At 40.6% G+C, this 11,823-nt stretch carries 12 protein-coding genes; 10 read left to right on the top strand and 2 right to left on the bottom strand.

Annotated features, from left to right (window positions below; genetic code table 11):
• The first annotated feature begins 64 nt into the window (after positions 1 to 64).
• The 7 genes from V7077_RS03705 (at position 65) to yajC (ending at position 5,935) form a co-directional block, all read left to right on the top strand.
• Positions 65 to 751, top strand: a complete 687-nt coding sequence (locus V7077_RS03705; RefSeq protein ID WP_335498492.1) for a YhcN/YlaJ family sporulation lipoprotein — start codon at positions 65 to 67, stop codon at positions 749 to 751.
• A gap of 227 nt (positions 752 to 978) precedes the next feature.
• Positions 979 to 1,527, top strand: coding sequence for an intercompartmental signaling factor BofC (locus V7077_RS03700; protein WP_335498491.1), 549 nt, complete (start codon positions 979 to 981; stop codon positions 1,525 to 1,527).
• Positions 1,528 to 1,754: 227 nt separating this feature from the next.
• Positions 1,755 to 2,366 carry a Holliday junction branch migration protein RuvA gene (gene ruvA / locus V7077_RS03695; RefSeq protein WP_335498490.1) on the top strand — a complete coding sequence of 204 codons (612 nt, stop codon included), beginning with the start codon at positions 1,755 to 1,757 and terminating at the stop codon, positions 2,364 to 2,366.
• 10 nt (positions 2,367 to 2,376) lie between these two features.
• Complete coding sequence (gene ruvB / locus V7077_RS03690) at positions 2,377 to 3,378, top strand: Holliday junction branch migration DNA helicase RuvB (protein WP_335498489.1); 1,002 nt, start codon at positions 2,377 to 2,379, stop codon at positions 3,376 to 3,378.
• Between the two features lie 32 nt (positions 3,379 to 3,410).
• Entirely contained in the window at positions 3,411 to 4,439 is a 1,029-nt protein-coding gene (gene queA / locus V7077_RS03685) for a tRNA preQ1(34) S-adenosylmethionine ribosyltransferase-isomerase QueA (protein WP_335498488.1), read from the top strand.
• A 27-nt stretch (positions 4,440 to 4,466) separates the two neighbouring features.
• Positions 4,467 to 5,606: a tRNA guanosine(34) transglycosylase Tgt gene (tgt, locus tag V7077_RS03680; RefSeq protein WP_335498487.1), complete on the top strand. Its 1,140-nt coding sequence runs from the start codon at positions 4,467 to 4,469 to the stop codon at positions 5,604 to 5,606.
• A gap of 29 nt (positions 5,607 to 5,635) precedes the next feature.
• The gene (gene yajC / locus V7077_RS03675; RefSeq protein WP_335498486.1) at positions 5,636 to 5,935 is read left to right on the top strand and encodes a preprotein translocase subunit YajC; all 300 of its coding nucleotides are present in this window, start codon (positions 5,636 to 5,638) and stop codon (positions 5,933 to 5,935) included.
• 49 nt (positions 5,936 to 5,984) lie between these two features.
• Here yajC and V7077_RS03670 read toward each other — a convergent pair whose 3' ends face one another.
• Positions 5,985 to 6,401, bottom strand: coding sequence for a TIGR04086 family membrane protein (locus tag V7077_RS03670; RefSeq protein WP_335498485.1), 417 nt, complete (start codon positions 6,399 to 6,401; stop codon positions 5,985 to 5,987).
• 186 nt (positions 6,402 to 6,587) lie between these two features.
• Between V7077_RS03670 and V7077_RS03665 the strand changes: the two genes are divergently transcribed.
• A complete protein-coding gene (locus tag V7077_RS03665) occupies positions 6,588 to 7,250 on the top strand; it encodes a DUF421 domain-containing protein (protein WP_335498532.1) in 663 nt (220 codons plus the stop codon).
• A 60-nt stretch (positions 7,251 to 7,310) separates the two neighbouring features.
• Here V7077_RS03665 and spoVB read toward each other — a convergent pair whose 3' ends face one another.
• Positions 7,311 to 8,861, bottom strand: coding sequence for a stage V sporulation protein B (gene spoVB / locus V7077_RS03660; RefSeq protein ID WP_335498484.1), 1,551 nt, complete (start codon positions 8,859 to 8,861; stop codon positions 7,311 to 7,313).
• 146 nt (positions 8,862 to 9,007) lie between these two features.
• Between spoVB and V7077_RS03655 the strand changes: the two genes are divergently transcribed.
• Both V7077_RS03655 and secDF read left to right on the top strand, forming a co-directional pair.
• On the top strand, positions 9,008 to 9,304 hold the full coding sequence (locus V7077_RS03655; RefSeq protein WP_215043871.1) for a post-transcriptional regulator: 297 nt from the start codon (positions 9,008 to 9,010) through the stop codon (positions 9,302 to 9,304).
• A 136-nt stretch (positions 9,305 to 9,440) separates the two neighbouring features.
• Positions 9,441 to 11,705, top strand: coding sequence for a protein translocase subunit SecDF (gene secDF / locus V7077_RS03650; RefSeq protein ID WP_335498483.1), 2,265 nt, complete (start codon positions 9,441 to 9,443; stop codon positions 11,703 to 11,705).
• Positions 11,706 to 11,823 lie beyond the last annotated feature (118 nt).

Genomic DNA, 11,823 nt, shown 5'->3' with positions numbered 1-11,823 from the left:
GAAGATAACACCCTATAAATGAGCAGAATATTATGCTCAGAATGTACTCTAGGGGGTTTATCGCTTGAACAAAAGACAGTGGATGATTCCTCTTTCCTTCTCTTTATTAGTAGGTATTACAGGATGTGCAAATGATAATAATCGTACGGGTAATGGAAATAACGTCGCTCGGCCGATCGGTTATTATTCGAATGAAAACCACGCCAATAATGATTATGGAATGCTAAGGGATAATGATGGTGCCTTGACAGAAATTATGGACCATAACCTTGGCGTGGAAGATCAAGCTATTAATGAAAAAAACAGCAGGCAGATGCAAACTAGAGACGAAAACGGGAATCCCCCCAATCCAACAGTCCCTAGAGCCAAAACAGACCGCAACTTCTTTCAGCGGGATAATCGTTTTAGTACAAGTGATTTAAACTATCATGGTCACCTGAGTGCTAAAAATGGGAACAATGGAGTGGTCACGAATCCAGAGTTCCAGGATCGCTTTACAGCGAAAATAAGAAACAAAGTGGAAAATATCGATAATGTTAGAAATGTTAGGTCTGTTGCATATGGAAATACTGTCATTGTTTCCGTTTCATTGCATGACAATGATCGGGCAGCTGAAACCAAACGAGCTATTCAGAAAGTGGTTCAGCCATACGCAAAAGGAAAATCCGTCCAGGTTATTACAGACGAGGGCACAATGGGCCGGGACCGTAATATTCATAACGACTCCCAGCGGAATAAGGGCGGCAGCTAATTCACTTCGGAACAAGAGGCAAAGCTTTCGGGCTTGCCTCTTTATTTATGGCTGTGTTAAAGGATTATTGAATTTTAGCATGTTGATTGGAGCGAAGCCGCCTGGAGCGGAAATCAACATTCAAGTTTATAAATAAACGGCTATTATTTTGTCGGATAAAAAGGGAATTAAAGGCTAAACTAGTACTGTAAACTATGTTCAATTATTAAGATTAAGAGGTGAGTGACATGAGGGTCATTTGGATAGCAATGTACCGGTACACATTAGCCGTATTTGCTGTTATTCTCTTCATGTTTATTGGTAGAGTTCCTGGGCTAATCCCAACAAGCTCGGCTGCCCCACAAGATAACCAAATACCGAAGACAGAGCCGCTAAACTTAACGGTTATCTTAGAAAGAGTTTATCTTGACGGGGAAATCAGTCAGGAATTGGTGCACGAGACATGTTGGAAAATGGAGAATTTCTGGGCTAAATATGACCAATGGCAGCTTACCGACATCAACCAGTCAACCTATGTTTTCCGCAAACAAGTTGATGATATCTCGCCATTATTAAAAGCAAATGGTTTTTTTGGTGTCACAGATGATGGTGTTTTGACCATTTTTAATGGCCGGCCGGGACAATCACACATTATCCAGTCATTCTTTCAAATAGATATCAAGAAACTTGAAAGCAAGAAACAAGAGGAATTAATTCAAGGCATTCCCATTAAATCGAAGGACCATTATGTGGAAGTTCTAGAAACATTCGAACCGTATTCTGTAAAAAAACAGTAGACTTTTTATAAATTCAGACTGATTGAATCAAATCAGCCTGTTTTTTTTATATATGAATGATTTTTTCGTAAGTATCCAGCTTTAAAAGAAAGGTGAAGGGAACTGAATTATTAGACTTTTTGATAGGATACGAATTTCTTCAATAACCCTCCGGACTTATGTTAAAATGAAAGACAGCCTATTTTTAAGAGAAAAACCTTTAAGGTTTATTTGGGGAGAGAAAACGTGTGTATGAATTTATCAAAGGGATGGTAGAATTTGTCGGCCCAGAATACATTGTCATTGAAAATAATGGGATTGGCTATCAAATCTCCACACCTAATCCGTTTATTTTCGCTGGTAAAATGGAAACAATGGTTACGGTTTATACCTATCATTATGTCCGCGAAGATGTCCTCGCCCTATACGGATTTGAAACAAGAGAGGAAAAAAGACTTTTTACCAAACTATTAAACGTTTCGGGGATTGGCCCTAAGGGTGCACTGGCCATTTTGGCTTCAGGCGAAGTTCAGCAAGTGGTAAATGCCATTGAAAATGAAGATGAAAGCTTTCTTGTCAAATTCCCTGGCGTTGGTAAAAAAACCGCCCGGCAAATGATTCTTGATTTAAAAGGGAAATTGCAGGATATTGTACCGGATTACTTTCCTAACCTATTCAATGCTGATCAATTCCCACTTCCACAGCAAGCGGCCAATTCGGCTTTTGAAGAAGCTGTCCTCGCCCTGAAAGCTCTTGGTTATTCTGATAAAGAAATAAAAAAAATCTCATCAGAATTACAAAAAGAACAGCTTTCAACCGATCAATATATTAAAAAAGCCCTCCAGCGGCTTTTAAAATAGGTGATAATTCATGGAAGAGCGGATCATATCTAGTGAAGTGAATGAAAACGAGGTCAGTCTTGAACAAAGCCTGAGGCCGCAAACTTTACAGCAATACATTGGGCAAACTCAAGTAAAAGAAAATCTTGAGATCTTTATAAAAGCGGCAAAGCTGCGAAAGGAGACGCTTGATCATGTTCTCCTTTATGGTCCTCCAGGATTAGGTAAGACAACACTAGCGGTAATTATCGCCAATGAAATGGGGGTAAATATCCGGACAACCTCAGGGCCTGCGATTGAACGGCCGGGAGATCTAGCGGCTATTCTAACCTCTCTCGAGCCGGGAGACGTGTTATTTATCGATGAAATTCACAGGCTGCCACGGACAATTGAAGAAGTACTTTATCCAGCGATGGAGGACTTTTGTCTGGATATTGTCATCGGAAAAGGGCCAAGTGCGAGGTCCGTCCGGCTCGACCTTCCGCCGTTTACACTGGTCGGCGCAACTACCAGGGCAGGTTCCCTATCAGCTCCCTTACGGGACCGATTTGGAGTTTTGTGCAGGCTCGAGTATTATAAGGAAGATCAGTTAAAAAATATTGTTGTCAGAACCTCGGATTTATTTGAGACAGAAATTGATGAACTTTCTGCCGTTGAAATTGCCAGAAGGGCGAGGGGAACCCCAAGAATTGCTAATCGGCTTCTCCGCCGGGTTAGGGATTTTGCACAAGTAAAGGGAAATGGTACAATTAACCTGTCCCTTGCGAGAGAAGCTTTGGAGTTACTGCAGGTTGACCGGTTAGGACTTGACCATATTGATCACAAGCTATTAAAAGGAATTATAGAAAAATTCCGCGGTGGTCCGGTCGGTCTTGATACCATTGCGGCCTCGATTGGGGAAGAAGCTGAAACCATTGAAGATGTTTATGAGCCGTACCTGTTACAAATTGGCTTCCTGCAGCGTACCCCGCGCGGCAGGGTAGTGACTGGAGCAGTTTATCACCATTTTGGCATGGAAGTGCCGATGGATTGATCTTTTATAAAAAATAGTAAGGTGTGTTAGTGATGAAAGTAGATATATTTGATTTTCATTTACCTGAGGAACTCATTGCTCAGGTCCCATTAAAAAACAGGACAGACAGCCGATTAATGGTTTTAAATAAGCAAACTGGCGAAATAAAGCATGAAGTGTTTAAAAATATTACGGAATATTTGCGTGAAGGGGACTGCCTTGTCTTAAATGATACCAAGGTATTGCCGGCACGCCTTTTTGGTGTGAAAGATGATACGGGGGCAAAAATTGAAGTCCTGCTTTTAAAACAACTTGAGGGTGATCAGTGGGAAACACTTGTGAAACCAGCAAAACGAGTAAAGATAGGTACAGAAATCACCTTTGGCGATGGAATGCTTACAGCTGTTTGCACCGAGGAATCCGACCATGGCGGAAGAGTATTAGAGTTTAAATATAAGGGAATATTCTACGAGGTACTTGATCAGTTAGGGGAAATGCCGCTGCCCCCATATATTAAAGAACAGCTTGATGACCGTGATCGTTATCAGACGGTATATGCCCGCGAACCGGGATCAGCCGCTGCTCCAACCGCAGGTCTTCACTTTACGGAGTCCCTATTAGAGGAAATCAAAGCAAAAGGAGTACATATAGCCTTTATTACGCTTCATGTAGGTCTTGGGACATTCCGCCCTGTAAGTGTGGACGATGTATTGGAACACGACATGCACGCTGAATTTTATACGGTTACAGAAGGGACTGCCCAATTGCTAAATGAAGTAAGGAAGAGCGGTGGCAGAATCATAACTGTCGGAACCACATCGACAAGGACTTTAGAAACGATTGCATCCGCAAACAATGGACACTTTACCGCGGGAAGCGGCTGGACAAGTATATTTATCTATCCTGGTTATGAATTTAAGGCGATTGATGGAATGATTACGAATTTCCACTTGCCTAAGTCAACGCTGATCATGCTTGTCAGTGCTTTAGCCGGCAGAGAGAATATTTTACATGCCTACAACACAGCCGTTGCTGAACGGTATCGTTTTTTCAGCTTTGGTGATGCAATGTTCATCATCTAAGTTAAGCAGTAGGAAGGAGATAACAATTTGACTGCGATTCGTTATGAATTAATTAAAACATGTAAACAAACGGGGGCAAGGCTTGGCAGAGTACATACACCTCACGGTTCGTTTGACACGCCTGCATTTATGCCTGTTGGAACATTGGCAACCGTTAAAACAATGTCACCAGAAGATTTAAAAGAAATGGGTGCAGGGATTATCTTAAGTAATACCTACCATTTATGGCTCAGACCCGGACACGAAATTATTAAAGAGGCTGGCGGTCTTCATAAATTTATGAATTGGGACCGTGCCATCTTAACTGATTCTGGTGGCTTTCAGGTATTTAGTTTAAGTGAATTCCGTAAAATTGAGGAAGAAGGCGTTCATTTCCGCAATCACATGAGTGGGGAGAAACTATTCTTATCACCGGAAAAGGCAATGGAAATTCAAAATGCTCTTGGATCAGATATTATGATGGCATTTGATGAATGCCCGCCATTTCCTGCCACTTTTGAATATATGAAAAAATCCGTTGAGAGAACTTCGAGATGGGCTGAGCGCTGTTTAAACGCTCACCAGCGTCCAGAAGACCAAGGATTATTTGGAATCGTCCAAGGGGGCGAATATGAAGAACTCCGCAGACAAAGCGCAAACGACCTTGTCTCGCTTGACTTTCCTGGTTATGCAGTAGGCGGGTTATCAGTGGGAGAGCCAAAGGATGTCATGAACCGTGTCCTTGAATTTACCACACCAATGCTGCCAACCAATAAACCACGTTATTTAATGGGAGTTGGGTCTCCAGATTCATTAATCGATGGAGCGATTCGCGGAATTGATATGTTTGATTGTGTACTTCCCACACGGATTGCCCGAAATGGTACATTAATGACAAGTGCCGGACGACTTGTGGTGAAAAATGCTCAATATGCCCGCGATTTTGGTCCGCTTGACCCTGAGTGTGACTGCTATACCTGCCGAAATTATTCGAGAGCGTATATTCGTCACTTAATAAAATGTGATGAAACGTTTGGAATTCGTTTAACGTCTTATCATAACCTCTATTTTCTGTTAAGATTAATGGAGAAAGTCAGACAAGCCATTATGGAAGACAGGCTTGGAGATTTCCGCGAAGAATTTTTTGAACGTTACGGTTTTAATAAGCCTAACGCGAAAAATTTCTAATAGAACTTTTTTGAAAGGAGGGAAACAAGATGCAAGGTATTGGTACAATCATTCCATTAATTTTAATGTTTGTGTTATTTTATTTCCTGTTAATTCGCCCACAGCAAAAACGTCAAAAATCAGTTGCGAACATGCAAAGTGCACTAAAAAAAGGGGATAAAATCGTCACGATTGGTGGTCTTCATGGCTTTATCGACTCAATTGATGAAAATAAAGTCGTGATTAAATGTGGTGACGGAAGCCGTCTTACATATGATCGCAATGCCATCCGTGAGGTAACTGAATCCGCAGCGGGTGCAAGTGAAGGAAGCGTAAATCTTACGAAATAATGAATATGAAAAAAGGAAGCCGCATGTAATAATGTGGCTTCCTTTTCTATTATGCAGATCTACGTGAATTGTTAGAAGCAATATTGACTCCCAAGATTCCACCCATCATCGCAATCAAAGTATAGCAGGTGTGATAGATGACTTGTTCCGCATTAAACAAGCGGTCATATCCAAGGTATTGAAACATAAAGACAACTAATGAATAAATAAGCCCTGTAAATCCCCCGATTAGCCAGCCTTTTTCTTTTCGCTTACCGCCTGAAAGAAAACCGCCGCCAAACAGCCCAATGAAAGACAAAGCTGTAATTACATATTGAAGTGATCCTTCTTGAGCAGATGTAAATCGAAGGATAAAGGCAAATATAAGACTGCAAATTAAAGCAAAGGCAAAAATAAAAATTAATCCATACAGTATGGATATCCCAAAGCTTTTCGATTCGATTTTAACTCTCCCCCTTCGTTCCAAGACTAAACCTTCCTGATTAGCCGGCAAGTCTTAGTCAGTTATTCTTCCTAGTACAAGCGTATTCAGGCTTTGTGCAAAGTAGAATAGATATTTCTGCTTGCCTATTATTTTTTGGAACGAACTTCCTTTCATAAATGCATTTCAAATACGCGATACTATTATTTGATTGAGAAAAAGGGGCGACCAATAGTGGAATATGTATCGATCGTGTTTCGGACCATTTTGTTTTACATTCTCATCCTCATCATTTTTCGGATGATGGGTAAACGCGAAATTGGCGAATTAAGTATTCTGGATCTAGTCGTATTTATTATGATAGGTGAGATGGCGGTCGTTTCCATTGAGAATCATCATTCTCCGTTACTTCACACAATGGTTCCGATGTTAGTGTTAATGGCTATCCAAATTACTATGGCGCTTTTATCCTTAAAGAGTAAAAGGTTTCGTGATCTGATTGATGGGAAACCGATTATTATTATTAACAGAGGAAAAATAGATGAAAAAGCCATGCGGAAGCAGCGCTATAATTTTGATGATTTAATGGTGCAATTAAGAGAAAAGGACATCCGCAGTATTGCTGACGTAGAATTTGCTATTTTAGAGCCGTCAGGAAGTTTATCTGTCATTGAAAAATTAAATAATCCCGAAGAACCGGCTAAGCAAGGTGACATCACGATTCCCTTAATAATGGATGGACAAATTGATGAAGAAAACCTAAAGCGGATCAATAAGACCAACCTTTGGCTGCGCCAGGAATTGAAGAAGAAGGGATATCGGGACATTAAAGATATTTCTTTTTGCAGTTTTGAAAATGGAAATTTCTTTATCGATATAAAGGACACCGACTAAAAAGACACGCCCTAAGGCATGTCTTCTTTTTGCGTGATATGAGCGCTTTCCTTGCACTTATTAAGAAGGAATTAAATTCCCAAACCATGGAATTCGCTTTAGTTCCTCTTTTTTAATGAGGCGGAATAATACGAGCATGACTATATAGGAAACAACCATAGCAAGTGTAGAAGTAATGACACGGATAATTAAATGCTCTTGTAAAAGGAAATGTTCAAAAAGATAATAGCCCAGCAATCCTGAAAGCCCCATCACGAGGAAGCCCTTTAAATATTCCCAGGCATAGAAGGAAAAGGAAACCTTCTTTAAGACGGTTGCAAAATGTAATCCGGTTACAAGGACAAAACCTACGACGATCCCTAAGGCAGCTCCAGTTATACCAAATGTAGCTTGTGAAGCAAGTAAGAAAATGACTGCGGTTTTAACAACTGAACCGATTAGGCTATTAAGCATCGCTGCTCGAGCTAAATTTAAGGCCTGTAATACTGCCTGCAGCGGACCTTGGTAGTAATAAACCAACATAAAGGGAGACATCAAACGGATAAAATAGGCTCCCTTTGTTGAGCCGTACATTAGCTGCATGAGCGGGTCAGCTAGTACATATAGAATAATCACGGCAAGTCCGCCTGATAAGAACACAAACCGCAAGGCCTGCTGCAATCGATGTTCGATTATTTTGTGTTGATTCTTAGAATTTGCCTCACTAATTGCAGGTACAAGGGAGGTTGCCAGCGAGAAGGTGACAAAGGATGGCAACATTAACAACGGCATGGCATACCCAGTTAGGGCGCCATATTGTTTGGTGGCATTGACAGCCAGAACACCTGCAAGGGCGAGACTGTGGGCCACGACAATCGGTTCAAAAAACCAGGAGATCGAGCCAATCATTCTGCTGCCCATCGTTGGCAGAGCAATCTCCATTAATTCTTTAAATGTACGTTTCCCTTTGTGAACAAATTGGAAAAAGTTTTTTCGCAGCTTAAATCGTTTTTTTAATTTAAATGTTGTCAGCAAGTAGATAAGTGAAAGCAGTTCCCCTAAAACGGAAGCCCCCATGGCTGCTGCTGCTGCATATTCCACTCCATATGGAAGGAATGTTTTAGTGGCAGTTGCGATTAACGTAATTCGGACAAATTGCTCGAGTATTTGCGAAATGGCTGAGGGCCGCATATTTTGCCGGCCTTGAAAGTATCCGCGTAAAACAGAGGCCACGGCGATAATAGGCATGGCAGGGGCAATCGCGATCAGCGGATAGTAGGTTCTTTGGTCGGTAAAGAGAGTACTAGATAGAGCGGGTGCCAGTAAAATCAATGCTGGTGTCAGGACTATGGATAAACCCACCGTGATCGCCAAGGATACGACGAGAATTTTTTTGATTTCGGCATAATTCCCTTTGGCCTCTGCCTCTGCAATGTTTTTCGAGATGGCAACTGGAAGGCCTAACTGAATGATCGTTACCACAAGAATGAACGTAGGATAGGCCATCATATATAAACCGACGCCTTCTTCACCAATACTTCTTGCCAGAACGATACGATAAATAAAGCCAAGGACTCTTGTGATAAAGCCCGCAACTAAAAGGATGAAAGTCCCTTTTAAAAACTTCGACATTTAGGTTCCCACCTTCTCAAATAAGAAGAATTCATATACAATTAACTATATGCCTTAGGGTGGACAAAGCATGACAAGTTGTAAAAGCTTTTTAAATGATTTCATTCAAGTGAAAGCGCAAACGAGATTTCTGGGGGGCAGTGAGAATGGATAATAGTCACGTAAACGAAGACTTTCGTACCCAAGTACAGCCGGCATTAAAGAGCAAATTGGAGGAGTTTCGCCTGCTCGGCGTTGATTCTGTAAGAGAACAGGGTCTTTGGGAATTTTTAGTAAAGAAAAAGTGGAAAAAAGTAAAACATGAGATGAAGCTTTATGAAATGATCCAGGATATTCTCTCTGTAAGGGTAAGTGACTATCTAAACTATGTAACAATTGAATCCTATAAAACTTCCGAATTCTCATTTGATAATGAAGCAGAGCTTAAAGAACTTTTAAAATAAGAAATTGTTTTCATTTATGTAAATTGACAGCACTTATAAGTTATTTCATAATGAAAGCAGTGACTTTTTCATTATTTTTGTATAGAGATAGACGTACAGTGCTACATGCACAAGCACTAAGGAGGAACAATACATAATGGTAAAGCGTAGTAGAATTATTGCTTTCTTTCTTGTGATCCTAATAATTGGAGGCACAATAGGGGCAACAACAAAGAACATCTTAAATAATATGAAGCTTGGACTAGACCTTCAAGGTGGATTTGAGGTTTTGTACGAGGTTCAGCCTGCGAAAAAGGGTCAAAAAATTGACAAAAATGTTTTGGCGAGCACCGCTGAAGCTCTTGATAAGCGGATTAACGTTCTAGGGGTAAGTGAACCTAGTATTCAAATTGAAGGTACAAACCGAATCCGCGTGCAGCTTGCAGGTGTTAAAGATCAAAATAAAGCAAGGGAAATTTTGTCCACACAGGCAAATTTAACTTTCCGTGATGCGAATGACAAACTAATGATGGATGGGTCCGATTTGAAACAAGGAGGAGCTAAGCAAACCTTTGATCAAAACGGTGCACCAAGTGTTTCTTTAACATTAAAAAGTGCAGATAAATTCCGCAAAGTTTCTCAGGAAATTTTGAATATGGCGCCTAACAATTATCTAGTTATTTGGCTTGATTTCGAAGAAGGCAAAGATTCCTTCAAAACGGAAGTAACCAAAGCAAAGCCTAAGTTTTTATCGGCTCCTACTGTAAAAGAAGTCTTTAATCAGGATACCGTTTCGATTGTCGGCAGTTTTAAAACGAAAGAAGCGCAAACCTTGGCTTCTCTACTAAATGCAGGTTCCCTGCCAGTTAAACTGAAAGAGGTATACTCCACTTCAGTTGGGGCTAAGTTTGGGGCACAAGCTCTAAATGAAACTATTTTCGCTGGAATTCTCGGTGTGGCAATCATTTACCTATTCATGATTTTCTATTATCGTTTTCCAGGGTTCATTGCTACGATTACATTAACTATTTTTACTTATCTGGTGTTATTAATTTTCGATTGGATGAATGGGGTCTTGACCCTGCCGGGAATTGCCGCCATTATCCTCGGGATCGGTATGGCCGTGGATGCAAACATCATCACCTATGAGCGGATTCGCGAGGAATTGAAGGTAGGAAGAAGCCTTAAATCCGCGTTCGAAGCTGGTGAAAAACATGCCTTTACAGCCATTTTTGATGCTAACTTAACAACCATTCTGACAGCATGTGTGTTATTTTTCTATGGGACAAGTTCTGTTAAAGGGTTTGCGACCATGTTAATCGTGAGTGTTCTAATGAGTTTCTTGACCAATGTTTACGGTTCAAGACTTCTGTTAGGATTATGGGTGAAGAGCGGTCTCTTTAATAAAAGACCGGGCTGGTTTGCCGTACGTCCTTCACAAATTAGGAAAATTACTGATAACGTTGATACAGTCGACCTGCCAACCAGATTTGATAAAATTGATTTTGTTGGAATGAGAAAGAAAGTATTTATTTTATCAGGTACGCTCATTGTTGCAGGTATTATCTGTCTTGCCATTTTCCGATTGAACTTAGGGATTGATTTTTCAAGTGGTACTCGGATAGAAGTACAATCGAAAACACCATTAACCGCAGAAGAAGTGAAAAGTGCTTTTACTGATCGCGGTTTAAAACCTGATGATGTCGTCATCTCAGGAAACAAAAATCAAATTGGTGCTGTTCGAATGATTGGTGTTCTGACAAAAGATGAGATTGCGTCTTTAAAGGCAGATTTCAAAAAGGAATTTGGCTTTGAGCCGAATGTCAGCACTGTTTCTCCGACGATCGGAAAAGAGCTGGCGAAGAATGCCTTTATTTCCGTCTTGCTGGCGTCGATCATCATCATTCTTTATGTTTCTTTACGATTTGAAGCCTATATGGCCATTGCAGCGATTGCTGCTATCCTGCATGATGCATTCTTTATGATTGCCATTTTCAGTATCACAAGACTTGAAGTAGATTTAAACTACATCGCGGCCATTTTGACCATTGTCGGTTATTCAAACCACGATACAATTGTCACGTTTGACCGGGTTCGTGAAAACATGCAGAAGAAAAAGCGTCTTAAAACCGTTCAAGATATTGCGGAAGTGGTAAACGTAAGTATTCGTCAAACATTAACCCGATCCATTAACACAGTTCTTACGGTACTTGTAACGACAGCGTGCTTAATGATATTTGGAAGTCCATCGATTCGTAACTTCTCAATTGCCTTATTTGTCGGTCTAATCGTTGGTGTATATTCATCTATCTTTATCGCAGGTTCTTTATGGTATGTAATGAAGTGCAAAGAACTGAAAAAGAAGGGTGTTATTAGAACGGTTAAAGAAAAGAGAAAATATTCGGATCAGCCACAGGTCTAGAAAAGCGCTGTCCACTAGCTGCTGAATGCGAAGCTAGACAAGTCTTATATTAAAGTTTGTGTTAAAGGTTATGGTTGATTTTCTAGCATGTTGATTGGAGCGGAAGGCGGCGAAGACT

This window comes from Neobacillus vireti (assembly GCF_036962465.1).
GTDB lineage: Bacteria > Bacillota > Bacilli > Bacillales > Cytobacillaceae > Neobacillus > Neobacillus vireti_B.
The sequence above is the reverse complement of the archived record's forward strand: the minus strand, read 5'-3'. Positions and strand labels throughout refer to the sequence as shown.